The organism is Burkholderia crassaminum, assembly GCF_964265005.1.
Lineage (GTDB): Bacteria > Pseudomonadota > Gammaproteobacteria > Burkholderiales > Burkholderiaceae > Burkholderia.
The window spans coordinates 972,553-988,794 of sequence record NZ_OZ183800.1 but is presented as its reverse complement, the minus strand read 5'-3'; the positions used below and the strand labels follow the sequence as shown (position 1 = coordinate 988,794).

The window sequence follows — 16,242 nt, the reverse complement described above, 5'->3', positions numbered from 1 at the left end:
GTCTCCATTCCCATGTGTCGCTGGCCGACTCGTTTCGCGCGTGCGCCGCGGATTTCACGCGGCGACGCGACCGGTCGCATGGGAAGCAATGTAGGTCGATCGAGCGCGCGGCTCCACCAACTTTACGCCTGATTTCCGATACTTTTTTGCGCATTCCGGCCGTAAACGGCGCCGGATGGCAAATTTGTGCAGCGCGGAACGCGCCGGGACGAGAGATGCCCGGCGCCGTCCGTCGGGCGTGGGGCACACCTGAGCCGGCGGCCCCGACGACTACGCGGCCGCGTGCTCGCGTGCCGTGCGCACCTCATACGCCTTCAGGTGGTTGTACGCGATCCGCAGCAGCGACAGCCCATCGGCCGCCTGCGGGTCGCGGCGCGCGAGCAGGTCGCCGATCACGTGATCCGCCTCGACACGCGCATGGTTCTCGACGTCGCGCAGCATCGACGCGGTCAGCGGCGACGGCGTCAGCACCATCCGCTGCATCCGTTCGATTGCCGTCGGGTCGGGCCGGTACCCGTTGTGCTCCGCAATCGCGCTGCATTCGGCGAGCATCGTCTCGAGCAGGCGGCGGCCGTCCGGCGCGGCGAGGATGTCACCGACCGAGCCGCGGAACAGCGACGTGCTCGCGGCGAGCGTCGCGAGGAACACCCACTTCTCCCACATCCGTGCGGCGATATTGTCGCTGAGCGTCGCGTCGAAGCCCGCGCCGCCGAACACGTCGGCCACCGCGCGCACGCGCGGCGATTCGCCGCCCGCGAGCTCGCCGAACGACAGCCCCGCCGTGTCGTTGAGGTGCACGATGCGCTGCTCGCGATCGAGCGTCGCCGCGATCACGCACAGCCCGCCGAGCACCAGCGCGGCGCCGAACCGGTCGCGCAGCACGTCGAGATGACGCATCCCGTTGAGCATCGGCAGGATCAGCGTCTGCGGGCCGACGAACGGCGCGAACGACTGAATCGCGTCGTCGAGGCTGTACGCCTTGCAGCTCAGCAGCACGAGGTCGAACGGCGCGACGCCGGCCCCCGCATCGCCTGCGCGCACGGTCTGCACGTTCGCGAGCGTCAGGTCGCCGCGCGGGCTGCGGATCAGCAGCCCGTCGCGCGCCAGCGCGGCCGCGCGGCCGTCGCGCACCAGGAACGTCACGTCGCGCCCCGCCGCGGCCAGCCGGCCGCCGAAGTATCCGCCGACCGCGCCAGCCCCTACCACCAGAATTCGCATCGTTGCCTCCTTTCGGTTTCATTCATCGCCGCGCCGCCAGACCGGGCGCGCGGCGCGCACACAAGCGCCCCGACAGTATAGCGACGCCCGTTATGCATATGCATAGATACCCGTATTGGCGTCAAAGGCATGGGTGACGGTACCGGTTCCTAGGGATAACCCGTCTACGGCGACGCACGTCGGGCGCCGTCAAGACATATATCCCGTCACGCCGTTCCGGCGAGCGTCCACGACTGACCGACCACACACCATGCGCAATCTTTCCCTGAATCAGAAACTCGCCTCGATGATCGTCATCCTCTGGCTCGGCCTGCTCGTGATCGCCGGGCTCGGCGCCTGGCAGACGCGCGCGTCGATGATCACGGATCGCCGCGACCAGCTCGCGTCGCTGGTCGCGCAGGCCACGAGCGTGGCCGACCACTACTACAAGCTGTCGCAGCAGAACGCGCTGCCGGAAGCCGACGCCAAGCAGAAGGCGCTCGAGGCGATCGCCGCGATGCGTTACGGCGCCGACGGCTACATCTCCGTCAACGACTCGAAGCCCGTGATCGTGATGCATCCGATCAAGGCCGAGCTCAACGGCAAGGACGTGTCGAATTTCACCGACCCGAACGGCAAGCACCTGTTCGTCGAGATCGTGAAGGCCGGCAACATCGAAGGCGGCAAGGGCTTCGTCGAGTATCTGTGGCCGAAGCCGGGCGCCGACAAGCCGCAGGAGAAAACCAGCGCCGTGCAGCGCTTCGCGCCGTGGGACTGGTATCTCGTGACGGGCATGTACATGAACGACGTGCGCACCGCCGTGCTCGAAAGCGTCGGCCGCTGGCTTGCGATGACGACCGTGCTCGGCGGGATCGCGACCGCCGTGATGGTGCTGGTGCTGAAAAGCGTGCGCGCGAACCTCGGCGGCGAACTGGAAGTGGCACTCGACGCCGCGCAGCGCATCGCGCAGGGCGACCTGACCGCGCATGTCGCCGTGAAGCACGACGATCGCGGCAGCCTGCTGCACGCGCTGCACACAATGCAAGGCGGGCTGATCGACATGGTGTCGCGCGTGCGGATGGGTACCGAGAACATCAACGTCGGCGCAGGCGAGATCGCGTCCGGCAACACGGACTTGTCGCAGCGCACTGAGGAGCAGGCGGCCGCGCTCGTGCAGACCGCGTCGAGCATGGACCAGATGACCGCGAACGTGAAGCAGAACGCGGACAGCGCCGCTCAGGCCGCATCGCTCGCCAGCCAGGCCGCGCAGGTCGCGACGCGCGGCAGCACGGTGGTCGACGACGTCGTGCGCACGATGAACGAGATCACCGACCGCTCGCACAAGATCGGCGACATCATCGGCGTGATCGACGGGATCGCGTTCCAGACCAACATCCTCGCGCTGAATGCGGCCGTCGAAGCGGCGCGTGCCGGCGAACAGGGCCGCGGCTTCGCGGTGGTCGCGGCCGAAGTGCGCTCGCTCGCGCAACGCTCGGCGACGGCCGCGAAGGAGATCAAGTCGCTGATCGTGTCGTCGAACGAGACCGTCGAGCAAGGCGCGGCGCTCGTCACGCACGCGGGCGAGACGATGGCCGAGATCGTGCAGTCGGTACGGCGCGTGAACGAGATCCTCGACGAGATCAGCCATGCGTCGCGCGAACAGAGCGCCGGGATCGAGCAGGTCAATCGCGCGGTGGGCGAGATGGACCAGGTCACGCAGCAGAACGCGGCGCTCGTCGAAGAGGCGGCAGCCGCCGCGCATTCGCTGCGCGATCAGGCCGAGGCGCTGCGGGACGCCGTGACGCGGTTTGCGTTGCCGGCTTGACGGCGGCCGCCCGGCACCCGCCAACTCACACCACGCCGCCGGGCCGTAACGCAGCGGGGCCGGCGCCGAGCCCCAACCCCGCCGCCCGCTGGATCAGCTCGACGTCGTTGTTCACGCCGAGCTTCTTCATCGCACTGATCTTCTGCGCGCTGACCGTCTGCTTGCCCTTGCTCAGGCGCTGCGCGATCGTCTTGATCGGCACCCCCGACAGATACAGGCGAATGACCTCGATCTCGCGCGCCGACAGCTTCACGGGCGCCTCGCCGCGCTCGCCGGCTGCATCGACCGCGCGCCTGACGAGCGGCGACAGGTAACGCCCGCCGCTGTAGCTCGAATGAATCGCCGTGACGATATGGCCGACCTCGTCGAACTTGCTGACGATGCTCACGCCGTCGATCGCGAGAATCGACCCAAGGATCAGCGGATTCTCGTTCGCGACCAGCACGACGATCCCGACGTTCGGACGCGTGCGCCGCAGCCAGCCGAGGAGCGCAAGGCCGTCCATCTGCGCGTCGCCACGGATCGCATAGTCGACCAGCACGACATCGCAGTCGACGCCGCCGAGCGACGCGACCAGTTCGGCTGCACTCCGGTAGACCGCGACGAGCTCGATCGCACTGGTGCTGCCGGCGACCTGCTCGATGCCGGCCAGCGTCAACGGCCAGTCGTACGCGAAGACGATGCGAACGTTGAATTTCCTCATGCGTAGTTCCCGGTGGTTCAACGGCCGCGCGACGCGGAACGCGCACGGCCGGTTTGGCGTGGATAGGATGTTCAGGCTATTTTTAGCCTGAACATCGATTCTATGAAGCCGTGCGCGAACGGGATATCGGACGGCATCGGGATCGGCCGTCCGGGACGTAATACGAGTTTGATATTTGCGCCGGTTCGAGCGCCCGACACGAAGCGGCCGGTATCTGCGGACATCGACCGGATGGCCAACGTGGCGGGCTGCGCGGGCCAAGCGGCCGGCCAGCAGGTAAAATCGACGCCTTTGCATGCCGCGCCGGCCCCCGGCGGCGAGCGACGCGCCGATGCCGGCCGCGCGCCGCCGCCCTGTTGCCGGCGCCCGTACTCCGGTGGCCCGTACGCCCCGCACTCCTCATGACCGAATCCGACCTGCAATCCGACGACACCTCCATCCACGAAAACGGCCTCTGGCGCGACAACGGCTGGACGGCCCGCATCATCAAGAACGAAGACGACGACGGCTGGGCCGTCGAGATGATCAAGGACGGCGAGTCCGAGCCCGCGCTCGTCGGGCCGTGGACCATGGGCCGCGACAAGAAGAACCCGAAGCCGATGGACGCGAACGCGTTCCGCACGCTCGTGAAAACCGCGACCGAGGTGCTGATGCGCCACGAGCAGCAGCGGCGCGCGATGCTGCACAAGGAAGTGACGGTTCAGGGCGAGGACGGCGAGGACGTGTCGGTGACACTCGACATCGTGCCGGACGAATTCGAGCCGTACGCGCAGCTCAAGGCATTCGACCCGTATGGCGAGCTGCTGGCCGAAGCCAAGGTGTCGGCCGGTTTCAAGCTCAACAAGGCCAGTGCCGAGCGCTGGGTCGCATCGGGCTTCGAGCGGCCGGCCGCCTGATCGCGCGCGGCGCGCCGAGCCGCGCGCTCATGCGCCGGCGCCGGGCCGCGCGCGCCGCAGCCGGCGCGCCGCCAGCTTGCGCCGCACGAGCTGCTCGAACTGCTGCGTCGCGACCTCCGGATCGCGCGCGGCCAGCCCGAGCGCGTTGCGCGCGAGCTGGATCGGCGTCAGCACGAGGCCCCACGGCAGCCCCCACCAGCCGAACGCGGCCGACGCCAGCAGCGCGAGCGCCTGCTTCCTGCGGCCGCAACGCCGGCAGCACACGTGGCGCCGCGTCGCCCAGCGCGTGACGAACAGCAACGACACGACACGATGCGACGCATGGACATCGACCGGCCGGTCGTCGCGACGGCAGATCGGGCACGGCCCGTAACGCCAGTCGTGCACGTACTCCCAGACCTTCGCATCGGGCAACCGGTCTGCCTCGACGACGACCGGATGCGCCCGGGCGCATGCCGAACGGCAATAGCGGCGGCCGTCGATCGACCGCCCGCCGACCAGGAACGTCCTGCCGCAGTGACTGCACTCTGCCACGATAACCTCGGATAAGCGTGATGCGCCGCGTGCCGGCCGCGCGCGTCGCTGCGCAGGCGGTCCGGACGGGCCGTTTCATGTCTTAACGGCCGACGTCGCGCGGTCTTGAGCGGCTGCGCGCCGCGGTGCGTCAGCCGTGCAGCCCGTGCGCGGTCATCAGCCGATACAGCGTCGCGCGCGAGATCCCCAGCTCGGCCGCCACGTCCGCATGCTGGTGGCGGTGGCGCATCAGCGTTTCCTCGATCGCGCGCCGCTCGGCGTGCCGGCGCGCTTCGGCGAGCGTCGGCGGCTGCCGCGAGGTGTACTGGTGCAGTTCGAGATCGGCGGCCGAGATCATCGGGCCGTTCGTCATCACGACCGCGAACCGGATCCGGTTGATCAGCTCGCGCACGTTGCCTGGCCACGGATAGTTGTGGATCGCTTCGACCGCGCACGGCATGAAGCCGCGAATCCGGTGCGAACTGTCGCCGCGATAGCGCCGCAGCACGTAGTCGGCGAGCAGCATGATGTCGCGGCCGCGCACGCGCAGCGGCGGCTCGTCGATGCGCAGCACGCACAGGCGGTAGTACAGGTCGGCACGGAACCGCCCCGCCTGCATCGCGGCCTCGAGATCGACGTGGGTCGCCGACACGATCCGCACGTCCACCGGAATCGACGCGTGTCCGCCGAGGCGCTCGATCGTGCCTTCCTGCAGGAAGCGCAGCAGGCTCGCCTGGCTCTCGAACGGCATGTCGCCGATTTCATCGAGAAACAGCGTCCCGCCGTGCGCGGCCTCGATACGGCCGATCTTGCGCTGGTGCGCACCCGTGAACGCGCCGCGCTCATGGCCGAACAGCTCGGCCTGCAGCAACGTCGACGGAATGGCCGCGCAGTTCACGGCAACGAATGGCGCGTCGGCGCGCAACGACTGCTGGTGAATCGCCGCCGCCGTCAGCTCCTTGCCGGTGCCGGATTCGCCGGCGATGAATACGGTGGCGTCCGTGTTCGCGACCTTGCGGATCGTCGCGAACAGCCGGCGCATCGCGTCGCACGAGCCGATCATCGTGCCGCCGGGGGGCGCCGCATCCGCGTCCGGGCTGCCGTCGGCGAGCGTCAGCATCCCGTACGCATGGCCGACCAGATAGCCGATCGTCGTATACGCGGTCGCATTGCGCACGTAGTCGAAGCAGCAGTGGCGAATCAGGCGCGCGATGACGAGATCCCGCAGCCGCTCATCGTCGGCGAGCGCGACCCAGCCGACGCGTGGGTCGCGCAACAGCGCCTCGAACGACGTGACGTCGGGCGACGCGAAGCCGCCGAAATCGACGATGCCCGCATGCGGACGGTTCGCCCGGACGAGATTCAGTGCGTCCGCAACGGTTTTCGCGCGCCACACGTCCCAGCCGCGCGACGCGAGACAGTCGGCGAGCGCGGCATCGTGCTGTTGCGACAGGTAGACGAGCGGCCGTGACGGTACGACATGGTTGCGCCGGACGGCCACGAACGGCGCCGTACCCGCATCGCGTTCGAGATCCTGCGGGCCCGACACCCTGATCTGGCAACAATAGTTCACGATGGCCTCGTCGCTTGGGTTGGTTGTCGAAACGGCCGTTGCCGGATCACGTGGGGCGGGGCATCGTGGTCCCGCGGCGCGGCGCCGGGCCGTCCTCGGATTGACGTTTCGTTATCGGCAGAACACGACGCGCTGCGTGTAGATCTGCGGCTCGACGACCGGCTTCGCGGAACCGTTGAGGTCGTCACGATAGGCCCGGTAGGTCTTGCCGTTCATCGTCACTTCCGTCGCGCGGGCCGTCTCGATCGAGTTGAGCCCGTTGCGCTGCCACCCGCTCACCCGGTCCGCCGCCGTCACGCTCGACTCGCCGGCGATCTTCTGCGTGATCGCGCTGCCGTCGCTCCATGGAAGCGTCTGCATGTCCTCGGCATGCTGCATCGCGCCGACCGTCTTGCCGGTCGGCGACGGCCCGTTCTGCGCTTCGAACGGCGCGCCACGGCCGTACACCGGCGATTGCCACGACGGCGCGTGGCCCTCCTCCGGCATCATGTAGATCATCTGCGGATCGCCGATCATCATCATCGGCGCGCATGCCGTGTTGTCGGCACGACCGAGCGTCGTCAGCGCCTGCTCGACGCTCACGGCGTTCGCGGCGGTCTGCTCACCCAGGATCACGAAGACCGCCGGGTTCTGGAATACCGCCTGTGCTGCGGCTTGCGCGCTGTACAACAACAGAGCGACCAAAAAGATCCTCATGATTGAGGCCTCCTTGCATCCTCGTCAGGCAAAAAGAGGTGTTGACCTCGGGGATGGGACCAACACCCTTCAAACAGGACACGACCGTCGGGCAGCGGGGCCGAACGACTCCCGCGCGGCCGGCGTTCCGGCCGCACGGGAGACCGACCCGTGTGCTTACGACGACGTGCTCGTCGAGATGACAGCCGGAGCCGGCACGACCGGTGCAGCCGGGGCGGCCTGCTGGTCGACCGAAGCCGGCGGCAATCCTTGCGCCGGATCGGACAACGCCGGCATGTCGGCGGGCTGCGCCGCTGCCTCGTCCGGCACCTTCGCGTCGGCTGCCGGCATGTCGGCAGGCGCTGCGGCTGCGGCAGGCGCCGCGGCTTCCGGTGCGGGCGCTTCCGCGGCGACCGGAGCCGGCTCGGCGGCCTTCGCATCGGCTGCCGGTGCAGGCATCGCGACATCGGCTGCAGGCACCGCGACGACGGCAGGAGCCGGCATCGTGTCCGCAGCCGGCGCGGCAGCGGCCTGCGCTGCGTTGTCGGTTGCGGCCGGCATCGGCTCCGGCGCCTTGTCGGCGACGGGCTGCACGGGATCGGGTGCCTTGTCGGCAACCGCCGGTGCAGGCTCGGGCGCCTTGTCGGCCACCGCCGGTGCGGGTTCGGGCGCCTTGTCGGCCACCGCCGGTGCGGGCTCCGGCGCCTTGTCGGCCACCGGCTGCACGGGATCGGGTGCCTTCGTGTCGGCGACCGGCGCGGCAGGCACTGGCGATGCCTTGTCCGCAACTGCCGGTGCAGCGATCACGGCCGCAGCCGGCACGGCTGCGATCGCGGCAGCCGGTACGACCGAGGCTGCGGGTGCGGCGGCGGCGACAGCGGGCGCGGCTGCCACGGCAGGTGCTGCGGCTGCGACCGGTGCCGCGGCTGCAACGGCGGGTACTGCGACGGCCGGAGCGGCGGCAACAGCCGGTGCCGCCACTGCCGGTGCGGCAGCAGCAACAGCCGGTGCAGCGACAGCCGGTGCGGAAACGGCCGGCGCGGCGGCAATCGGCGCGATCGACGGCACGGGCACCGGTACCGGCACCGACACGGGTGCCGCCTGCACCGAGGTCGTCGCCACCGGGCGGGTCTGCACCGGTGCCGGCGCGGCAGCGCCCAGCGGCGGCAAGCCCATGCGATCACGCACGATCGGATCGTGATACTTCACGTCGTCGGCGACTGTCGCTTCTGCGCTCGGTGCCACGTTCGAACGGGCGAGCGGCGCGGTCGTGCCCGGGCACAGGTGCCCGGTCGCTTCCACCGCACGCCGGTTCGCATCGCTCTGGCAGAGCAGCGCGAGCGCCACGTCGGTCAGGCCCATCGCACGAAATTCACGCGCATCGAGACGCCGGACGCAGGCCTGGTCGACCAGCGTCGTGCCGCCCGTCGCGCCGAACCCCGGGAACGACACGCCGACGCTCACCGACCCCATGCAGGTATCGGACAGCGTGGTCGTGAGGCCCGGCGCCTGGATCGCGGGGTTCGTCTTGATCGTCTGCGTACCCGAGTAATTGACGTTTTCCGCTGACTGGGTGTTGTACGGGTTGGTGCCGGGCGCGCCGGATGACTGCAGCGACTGCGGCGTCACGTTCGTGCCGCCACTCGTGCTGGACGGCATCGTCACGTTCACGTTCACGCTCGAATTGCCGCTGCTGCGAACCCCGCTGGAGCTGGTGGCGTTACCGCCGCGCGAGCTTGTGGTGTTCGTGTTCATGCTCGAGCCGCCACCCTGGCTGACCGCCGTCGACGACGTCGACGACTGCGCGCTCGAAGTCGAATCGGCGGTTTGCGCTTGGGCGCCGATCGTGGTCATCGCGAACATCGCTGCGCATGCCACCTTGATCCTGTTGCTGTTCATTTCACTCTCCGGACGAGGTTTGACCTCCCACCCAGGCAACCGTACTAGTTCCCCTGATTCCCTTCAGCTTTGCCTGCTTCCCCGAACTGTTTCCAGCCGTTACCCAGCTGGGACCACGAGCCGGCCGACATACCCTGCCACTGCTGGGCGTCTGGTCCACCGATGGCACTGCCCGAAGAAAGCGTTTGTTGTTCTGACGGTTTGGTTGTCTGGTCAGGGTTGTTTGACGTCTGCAAATTCGATTGCACGTCGTTGGCAATACGGTCAGCGCCATACGCCGTCAAAGACGCGAGCATCAGAGCGGCGGCAATCAGTTTCTGCTTCATGCCAACTCCTTACGTGACAACAATGTGGAGAAAAGAGACCAGCGTCGCTGGGAAACTGGTCCCCCCACACCTGACTAATGACTGCTTCCGGTCGCACTTGCACTGCCCTGGCTTCCGCCCGATGCGGACGGCGAGCCGGCCGGACCGGTACTCCATACGGTCGACGAGTTGTAGTGATTCGAACCCGTGATCGCGCCTGACCCGGCACTGCCGGTCAGCCCAGCGGCACCCGCGTTGGCATTGCCCTGGTCGTTGGCGCTCGAGGCCGTGTAGTGGTTTGCGCCGAGTACGATCGTGGCGCTCACCCCACCCGAGAGCGCATTCGCGTTCTCGTTCGTGCTGCTGTTTCCACCGTACGAGCCTGCGGCACCGATACCGCCGCCTGCCGCGAACGCGCCCCCGTTCGTGCCCGAACCGCTGGCCGTCGAAGTCGTGTTGTGGAAGGCGGATGCCGTGCCGGCGGAACCAGCGGGTGTCACCGTACTGCCCGCGTTCGCGCCCGCCGTCGAAGTCGAATTGCTGGTATAGCTGCCGGAGCCGACCAGGACCGAACCGGAAACACCCGCCGCAACGGATTGCGTCTGGTTGGTCGTGGAGGAACCTGCTGCCAATGCAGCCGACGAAATGACGGTGAGCGCTGTCGCGAAAATCACTTTGGCTTTCATAGCAATTCCTTGCTGTGAGTAAGTTCGGCGGTGGCGGAGCCGGGTCTACCCCCATCGAGCGGAACCCGGCATCCGTACCGCCAGCCAATGACGAACGCTACGCGTCGCGGCTTAGTGGTGATACGTCCAGCCGATCGAACCGGCATTCGCGCCGCTGTTGCCGCCTGCTTGCGCGCCACCGAAGCCGAAGCCGCCAACCGACGACGATTGCGTGTGGCTCGTGTACGAGATCGAGCCGCTGCCGGGGCCACCGGCAACTGCGCCGGCTGCGCCGAGCGCTGCACCGGAATCGGTCGCGGTGAAATGACCGAACCCTGCAACGCCAGCCATCGTCGAACCGCCACTCGACGAATTGCTGCTCGACACCGTGCCGCTACCTGCGAACGCTGCACCCGAAACCGCCAGAACTGCTGCTGCAATCAGAAGCTTCTTCATGGTCGACTCCAAAACGGCGTGGACAGAATGAGCCAGGAAGATCGCACGCCATCAATCATCCTGACTTGAGCAATCCCCAAAAAATTAAGGATCACTATCCAATTAATAAAAACCTGATGCCTTTTGAATTCAGTTTTTTTGTTAATTTGGCCAGACGAAGCTTAGCCTCGTGATTTTTAGTTATCCAAATTTTTTTGATAGGTGTTTTCGATTATTTTTATGAACATTGGCTTTATAACGAAAACACCATTACTTGATAAACCGGAACGATGCGCACATCTTTCCGGCCCGCGACATTCGATACCCCGCCGGATAGCGTGCCGGCATGCGGCACCCCATTCCGGAATCGAAAATCCGCGAATACATTAACCACCGCAAAATGCAGAGCCGCCTTAAATACACCCTTTATCCGGGCGACAACGGGCGTGCATGGAAGCCAGGTGGCATGTCTTCTCCCTGAGCTAGCGACGAAAGGTCTTCCGGATAATCCGGCCGACGGGCGTTCGATCTAATCCGGCCGGCGCTGGCATGGGCCAGGCGCGATCGAAGCGACCCTGCACGGCCGAAGACGAATCGGCATCACGCTGTCCGGCACGAACAGCCTGATCCATCCGGGTGAACTGAATGAAAGCGAGTACCGCTGTCGCCCGACTGCCGTGCGGCGCGACAACCGCGCCAGCACGCGAAGCGCGCGGCGGGCAAGAAGCCGGGACAGCGCAACCCGCGAAGCTGGCACAGCGTCGCGAGCGTCCCCCCGGTCTTTCCGACTACCCCATTGATGCGCAAAGTACGCGCCGATCAACCTACTGCTTATGGTCTTCATCGCCGTTTCCCCGACTGCTTATTGACGAGTTGGCCGCCCCACCTCTTCGTTACTTCGTGTCGACCGCTCGCCGGTGCGTCCAGTACCGCAAGCAGCGTGCCACGCGTTATTCCACCGCAGATTGCACCCGGCAAACGGCCGCCACGACAGCCTGCGGCGCCGGGAACGACATTTTTTGTTTCAGGAATGTATCGCAATAGCGGTTTGACACCCGCGGCGATCGTTGAGCGCCGCGATGCAATCGCCGGATTAGACGGACGAATCCGGCTCGCGGGCCTGCGCCGGACGGCCAGATGAACGGGTGTTTCAAACTTGAGAAGCGCACGGCCGCGCAGGGCCGGCGGCGCCGGCATTTCCGCTTGCGAACCGTGGGGCGCGGCGCGTGCGGCCCCCTCCCGCGCCATCACAAACGAGAATCGATTCGCCCGGCGCCGGGCCCGAACAGCCCGATACAGCAGCCTCCAGCAAGCCGTCGACACACGTTTGCGCTGACGACCGGAACGAATTTGATTCATCCGTGAAAATACCGACAGGATCACACGTCGCTCGAGCGTCGAAATGACCGTAAAAAATAAAACTTTCGTTACGGCGTAATAATTAAAACAAATGAAAACACGCGACCTCCGCCGGAACCCGTGCATCATTTTTTCATTTTCGTTCGCCCCACCTTTCATACACCGAATTGCCCGATGAACCGCGCATTCGAGTAACGTTTTTAATCCGTTATCGGCGCATTTCTCATTGATGAAACATTTCCATTCAACACCTGTTTGACGAAACCATCCACGCAAAAGCCTGATTTATCGTGCGTTTCGTCGTATCGAATGGCATCGATCCGGCAATGGGCCAGCCCGCTTTCCTGTCCCCACGATTCATGCATGAAACAGAAGCGCGCATATTGCGCGGCAATCGCGCCGCCGCGCCCGTGCGCATCGTGACGGCATCGTCCATGGCATGCCGATTGCCTGATGTCCGGCTCTCACCGAGCGGCACGCCCAGGCACAAGATTACGGACGGCGGCCGCTCGTCAATCAGCGTATCGGGGAAACGGCGATGAAGATCACCACCGATCGATCGACGCTTGCGTCGTTCAAGCATCAACGGGGTAGTCAGCGAAACCGGAGCGCCTGTCGCGGCGCTTCGTCGACATCGGCACATGCGAACCGGCGCTTGCCGAAACGCGACCCGTGCAGCGGGATGGAACGCGTGCGCGCCGCCGTCGAGCTGATCGACGTGTGGTTCCCGGAGCTGAACGACGAAGGTGAAAGCCATGAATGACAGGGTCGCGCTCGAGACGCGCGCCGGTCAGCGCATCCTCGTCACGGGCGGCGCCGGCTTTCTCGGCAGCTACGTATGCGAGCGCCTGGTCATGGAGGGCGCATCCGTCACGTGCATCGACAGCCTGCTGACGGGGCGCAAGCTCAACGTCGCCGACCTGAAAGCGTCCGGCCGCTTCGAGTTCGTGAAGGGCGACGTATCGCTCGGCCTGCCGCAACTGCAGGTGGACGAGATCTGGAATCTCGCGTGCGCGGCATCACCGCCCACCTACCAGCTCGATCCTGTTCATACGATGATGACGAACGTGCTCGGCATGAACCACTGCCTTGCGCTCGCGCGCAAGACGGGCGCGCGCGTGTTCCAGGCGTCGACCAGCGAGATCTACGGCGACCCGGGCGTGCATCCGCAAACGGAAACCTATCGCGGCAACGTGAACACGATCGGCCCGCGCGCGTGCTACGACGAAGGCAAGCGCGCGGCCGAGGCGCTGTGTTACGACTACTACCGCACGCACGGCATCGACGTGCGCGTCGCGCGTATCTTCAACACCTACGGCCCGCGGATGTCGCCGCGCGACGGCCGCGTCGTGTCGAACTTCATCGTCGGCGCGCTCAACGGCGCGCCGCTCGAGATCTACGGCGACGGCAGGCAGACACGCTCGTTCTGCTTCGCCAGCGACCTGATCGACGGCTTCTTCTGCCTGATGGGCGCCGGGCGCAACGTCGGCACGCCGGTCAACATCGGCAACCCCGGCGAATTCACGATGATCGAACTCGCGCAGAAAGTGCTCGCGATGACGGGCTCGAAATCGGAGATCGTGTTCCGTCCGCTACCGATCGACGATCCGCACCAGCGCAGGCCCGACATCTCGATCGCGTTGGCCGAGCTCGGCTGGCGGCCGGCCGTCGATCTCGACGAAGGCCTGCGCCGCACCGTCGACTATTTCAGCCGGGAACTGTGGCTCGAGCCGGTGCTGCGCATGACCGGGGCCACGGCATGAAGGTGCTCGTGACAGGCGGAGCGGGCTATATCGGCAGCCATACCTGCAAGGCGCTCGCGGCAGCGGGACACGAGCCGGTCGCCTACGACAACCTGTCGACCGGCCATCGCGATGCCGTTCGGTGGGGGCCGCTCGTCGCAGCCGACATTCTCGATTGCGACGCGCTGTCGAAGGCGTTCGCCGCGCATCGGCCCGATGTCGTGATCCATTTCGCCGCCCTCGCCTACGTCGGCGAATCGGTGCTCGCTCCCGAGCGCTATTACACGGTCAACGTCACGGGCACCTGCACGCTGTTGAGCGCGATGCGCGCGGCCGGTATCGGCCGGATCGTGATGTCGTCGTCGTGCGCGACGTACGGCATTCCGGACATGCTGCCGATCTCGGAGCGCACGCCGCAGCGGCCGATCAATCCGTACGGTTTCACCAAGTACGCGATGGAACGGATGGCCGCCGATTTCGAGCGCGCGTACGGATTGAAGTGGGTCGCGCTGCGCTACTTCAACGCGGCAGGCGCGGACCCCGACGGCATGATCGGCGAATGCCACGAACCGGAAACGCACGCGCTGCCGCTCGCGATCCGCGCGGCACTCGGCACGGGCCACGCGTTCCAGGTGATGGGCACCGACTACCCGACGCCCGACGGCTCCGCGATTCGCGACTACGTGCACGTGAGCGATCTCGCCGATGCGCACCTGAAGGCGACCGCCTATCTATGCGGCGGCGGCCACAGCGTCGCACTGAATCTCGGCACCGGCAAAGGGACGTCGGTGCTCGACGCGCTGCGCGCCGTCGAGGCCGTGACGGGCCGCCGCGTGCCGACGGTCACGGCCGCGCGCCGCCCGGGCGACCCGCCCGAGCTGTACGCCGACGCGACGAAAGCCGCGCTCGTGCTCGGCTGGCGGCCGCGTTTCACCGCGATCGAACCGATGGTCGAACACGCCGCGGCGTGGTGTCAGAAAGAACTGCAATTCGAGTCCGGCAAGTGAGCAAGTTTCCTTGAACGCCATGCAGGGGAATCACCATGAAGGTACGGATCGCCATCGTCGGCACGGGTTACGTCGGGCTGGTAAGCGGCGCGTGCTTTGCGGATCTCGGGCATGACGTCGTCTGCATCGACAACAATCGCGGCAAGATCGACGCGCTGAACGACGGCCGCATGCCGATCTACGAACCGGGCCTCGACGCCGTCGTCGCGCGCAACGTCGAACGCGGCACGCTGCGCTTCAGCAGCGACCTCGCGGCGAGCGTGTGCGATCGCGACGCGGTATTCATCGCGGTCGGCACGCCGACGCTGCCGGGCACCGACCAGGCAGACCTGCAGTACGTCGAAGCGGCCGCGCGCGAGATCGCGTCGAACCTGACCGGCTTCGCGGTCGTCGTCACGAAGTCGACCGTGCCGGTCGGCACCAACCGGGTCGTCAAGCAAATCGTCGAACGCTGCGCGCCGGCGGGCGTCGACGCGGCGATCGCATCGAATCCGGAGTTCCTGCGCGAAGGTTCGGCGATCGACGATTTCATGCATCCGGACCGCGTCGTGTTCGGCGCCGAGCATCCGCGCGCGATCGAGATCATGAAGGCCATCTATGCGCCGCTCGAAGCGACGGGCCATCTCGTGCTCGCGACCGAAATCGAAACGGCCGAACTCGTGAAATACGCGGCGAATGCGTTCCTCGCGGTGAAGATCAGCTACATCAACGAGATCTCGGACCTGTGCGAAGCCGTCGGCGCCGATGTCGAACTGGTTGCGAACGGCATGGGCCTCGACCGCCGCATCGGCGCATCGTTCCTGAAGGCCGGCCCCGGCTGGGGCGGCTCGTGCTTCCCGAAGGACACGCGCGCGCTGAAGGCGACGGCCTCCGAACATGCGGTGCCGCTGCGCATCGTCAGCGCGGCGATCGAATCGAACGCGCTGCGCAAGGAGCAAATCCTGCGCCGCATCGAGAAGGCCTGCGGCGGCTCGATCAGGGACAAGCGCATCGCGGTGCTCGGCCTCACGTTCAAAGGCCAGACCGACGACGTGCGCGAAAGCCCGAGCATCGACGTGATCCAGCTGCTCGTCGGCGCGGGCGCGCATATCCGCGCATACGACCCGGCGCGTCCGCACGAGGCATCGCGGCTGTTGCCGCAGGTATTCATGGAGGGCTCCGCGATCGACGCGGTGCGCAGCGCGGACGCCGTCGTCGTGATGACCGAATGGAAGGCGTTCGAGGCACTCGATCTCGCCGACCTCGCGGATCACATGGCCGATCCCGTGATGCTCGACATGCGCAACCTGTTCAGCGAACGGCTGGCCGTCGACAGCGGCTTTCGCCGCTACGAACGCGTGGGCCGCTCGTGCGGCAAGCGCACACCGGCGGACCCTGCACCGGAACAAACGCACGCAAGCGAGGACACCCGGCCGCAGCGCGGCCTGCTTCAGGACTGATGGTCTGAC

General features: G+C 66.6%; 16 protein-coding genes. 5 read left to right on the top strand and 11 right to left on the bottom strand.

Annotated elements, in window-relative coordinates; all coding sequences use genetic code 11:
- Window positions 1-270 precede the first annotated feature (270 nt).
- Window positions 271-1,218 (bottom strand): 2-dehydropantoate 2-reductase, encoded by a 948-nt coding sequence (panE, locus tag ACPTTF_RS21520; RefSeq protein ID WP_423368107.1) that lies wholly within the window; start codon window positions 1,216-1,218, stop codon window positions 271-273.
- 250 nt (window positions 1,219-1,468) lie between these two features.
- Here panE and ACPTTF_RS21515 point away from each other — a divergent pair, with 250 nt between their 5' ends.
- Window positions 1,469-3,022, top strand: coding sequence for a methyl-accepting chemotaxis protein (locus ACPTTF_RS21515; RefSeq protein WP_423368106.1), 1,554 nt, complete (start codon window positions 1,469-1,471; stop codon window positions 3,020-3,022).
- A 25-nt stretch (window positions 3,023-3,047) separates the two neighbouring features.
- Here the strand turns inward: ACPTTF_RS21515 and ACPTTF_RS21510 are convergent, their stop codons facing one another.
- Window positions 3,048-3,725, bottom strand: a complete 678-nt coding sequence (locus ACPTTF_RS21510) for a LuxR C-terminal-related transcriptional regulator (protein WP_423368105.1) — start codon at window positions 3,723-3,725, stop codon at window positions 3,048-3,050.
- Between the two features lie 401 nt (window positions 3,726-4,126).
- Here ACPTTF_RS21510 and ACPTTF_RS21505 point away from each other — a divergent pair, with 401 nt between their 5' ends.
- Complete coding sequence (locus ACPTTF_RS21505; protein ID WP_423368104.1) at window positions 4,127-4,621, top strand: hypothetical protein; 495 nt, start codon at window positions 4,127-4,129, stop codon at window positions 4,619-4,621.
- Between the two features lie 27 nt (window positions 4,622-4,648).
- Here ACPTTF_RS21505 and ACPTTF_RS21500 read toward each other — a convergent pair whose 3' ends face one another.
- The 9 genes from ACPTTF_RS21500 to ACPTTF_RS21460 all read right to left on the bottom strand — a co-directional run bounded on the left by ACPTTF_RS21500 (window position 4,649) and on the right by ACPTTF_RS21460 (window position 12,802).
- Window positions 4,649-5,155, bottom strand: a complete 507-nt coding sequence (locus tag ACPTTF_RS21500; RefSeq protein WP_423368103.1) for a hypothetical protein — start codon at window positions 5,153-5,155, stop codon at window positions 4,649-4,651.
- A 130-nt stretch (window positions 5,156-5,285) separates the two neighbouring features.
- Window positions 5,286-6,707: a sigma 54-interacting transcriptional regulator gene (locus ACPTTF_RS21495; protein ID WP_423368102.1), complete on the bottom strand. Its 1,422-nt coding sequence runs from the start codon at window positions 6,705-6,707 to the stop codon at window positions 5,286-5,288.
- Window positions 6,708-6,818: 111 nt separating this feature from the next.
- Window positions 6,819-7,403 (bottom strand): hypothetical protein, encoded by a 585-nt coding sequence (locus ACPTTF_RS21490; protein WP_166962143.1) that lies wholly within the window; start codon window positions 7,401-7,403, stop codon window positions 6,819-6,821.
- Window positions 7,404-7,559: 156 nt separating this feature from the next.
- A complete protein-coding gene (locus tag ACPTTF_RS21485) occupies window positions 7,560-9,281 on the bottom strand; it encodes a chemotaxis protein CheA (protein ID WP_423368101.1) in 1,722 nt (573 codons plus the stop codon).
- Between the two features lie 44 nt (window positions 9,282-9,325).
- Complete coding sequence (locus tag ACPTTF_RS21480; protein ID WP_011354481.1) at window positions 9,326-9,607, bottom strand: hypothetical protein; 282 nt, start codon at window positions 9,605-9,607, stop codon at window positions 9,326-9,328.
- 74 nt (window positions 9,608-9,681) lie between these two features.
- On the bottom strand, window positions 9,682-10,272 hold the full coding sequence (locus ACPTTF_RS21475; protein ID WP_166962137.1) for a hypothetical protein: 591 nt from the start codon (window positions 10,270-10,272) through the stop codon (window positions 9,682-9,684).
- A 111-nt stretch (window positions 10,273-10,383) separates the two neighbouring features.
- A complete protein-coding gene (locus ACPTTF_RS21470; RefSeq protein WP_423368100.1) occupies window positions 10,384-10,707 on the bottom strand; it encodes a hypothetical protein in 324 nt (107 codons plus the stop codon).
- An 819-nt stretch (window positions 10,708-11,526) separates the two neighbouring features.
- Entirely contained in the window at window positions 11,527-12,321 is a 795-nt protein-coding gene (locus ACPTTF_RS21465) for a hypothetical protein (RefSeq protein ID WP_423368099.1), read from the bottom strand.
- Window positions 12,290-12,802 carry a hypothetical protein gene (locus ACPTTF_RS21460; protein ID WP_423368098.1) on the bottom strand — a complete coding sequence of 171 codons (513 nt, stop codon included), beginning with the start codon at window positions 12,800-12,802 and terminating at the stop codon, window positions 12,290-12,292. The genes ACPTTF_RS21465 and ACPTTF_RS21460 overlap by 32 nt, the downstream gene beginning before the upstream one ends.
- Between ACPTTF_RS21460 and ACPTTF_RS21455 the strand changes: the two genes are divergently transcribed.
- Genes ACPTTF_RS21455 through ACPTTF_RS21445 form a run of 3 tightly spaced genes read left to right on the top strand, consistent with a single transcriptional unit; the run spans window position 12,801 to window position 16,233 of the window.
- Window positions 12,801-13,808: a UDP-glucuronic acid decarboxylase family protein gene (locus ACPTTF_RS21455; protein WP_423368097.1), complete on the top strand. Its 1,008-nt coding sequence runs from the start codon at window positions 12,801-12,803 to the stop codon at window positions 13,806-13,808. The genes ACPTTF_RS21460 and ACPTTF_RS21455 overlap by 2 nt on opposite strands.
- Window positions 13,805-14,794 (top strand): UDP-glucose 4-epimerase GalE, encoded by a 990-nt coding sequence (gene galE, locus ACPTTF_RS21450; RefSeq protein ID WP_423368096.1) that lies wholly within the window; start codon window positions 13,805-13,807, stop codon window positions 14,792-14,794. The genes ACPTTF_RS21455 and galE overlap by 4 nt, the downstream gene beginning before the upstream one ends.
- Window positions 14,795-14,829: 35 nt before the next feature.
- On the top strand, window positions 14,830-16,233 hold the full coding sequence (locus tag ACPTTF_RS21445; RefSeq protein ID WP_423368095.1) for a UDP-glucose dehydrogenase family protein: 1,404 nt from the start codon (window positions 14,830-14,832) through the stop codon (window positions 16,231-16,233).
- The last annotated feature ends 9 nt before the right edge of the window (window positions 16,234-16,242 follow it).

Coding starts and splice junctions, on each gene's coding strand:
- ACPTTF_RS21485 (WP_423368101.1), bottom strand. CDS start 9,281: ATGAACAGCAACAGGATCAAGGTGGCATGCGCAGCGATGTTCGCGATG.
- ACPTTF_RS21510 (WP_423368105.1), bottom strand. CDS start 3,725: ATGAGGAAATTCAACGTTCGCATCGTCTTCGCGTACGACTGGCCGTTG.
- ACPTTF_RS21490 (WP_166962143.1), bottom strand. CDS start 7,403: ATGAGGATCTTTTTGGTCGCTCTGTTGTTGTACAGCGCGCAAGCCGCA.
- ACPTTF_RS21455 (WP_423368097.1), top strand. CDS start 12,801: ATGAATGACAGGGTCGCGCTCGAGACGCGCGCCGGTCAGCGCATCCTC.
- ACPTTF_RS21475 (WP_166962137.1), bottom strand. CDS start 10,272: ATGAAAGCCAAAGTGATTTTCGCGACAGCGCTCACCGTCATTTCGTCG.
- ACPTTF_RS21515 (WP_423368106.1), top strand. CDS start 1,469: ATGCGCAATCTTTCCCTGAATCAGAAACTCGCCTCGATGATCGTCATC.
- ACPTTF_RS21480 (WP_011354481.1), bottom strand. CDS start 9,607: ATGAAGCAGAAACTGATTGCCGCCGCTCTGATGCTCGCGTCTTTGACG.
- panE (WP_423368107.1), bottom strand. CDS start 1,218: ATGCGAATTCTGGTGGTAGGGGCTGGCGCGGTCGGCGGATACTTCGGC.
- galE (WP_423368096.1), top strand. CDS start 13,805: ATGAAGGTGCTCGTGACAGGCGGAGCGGGCTATATCGGCAGCCATACC.
- ACPTTF_RS21460 (WP_423368098.1), bottom strand. CDS start 12,802: ATGGCTTTCACCTTCGTCGTTCAGCTCCGGGAACCACACGTCGATCAG.
- ACPTTF_RS21470 (WP_423368100.1), bottom strand. CDS start 10,707: ATGAAGAAGCTTCTGATTGCAGCAGCAGTTCTGGCGGTTTCGGGTGCA.
- ACPTTF_RS21445 (WP_423368095.1), top strand. CDS start 14,830: ATGAAGGTACGGATCGCCATCGTCGGCACGGGTTACGTCGGGCTGGTA.
- ACPTTF_RS21505 (WP_423368104.1), top strand. CDS start 4,127: ATGACCGAATCCGACCTGCAATCCGACGACACCTCCATCCACGAAAAC.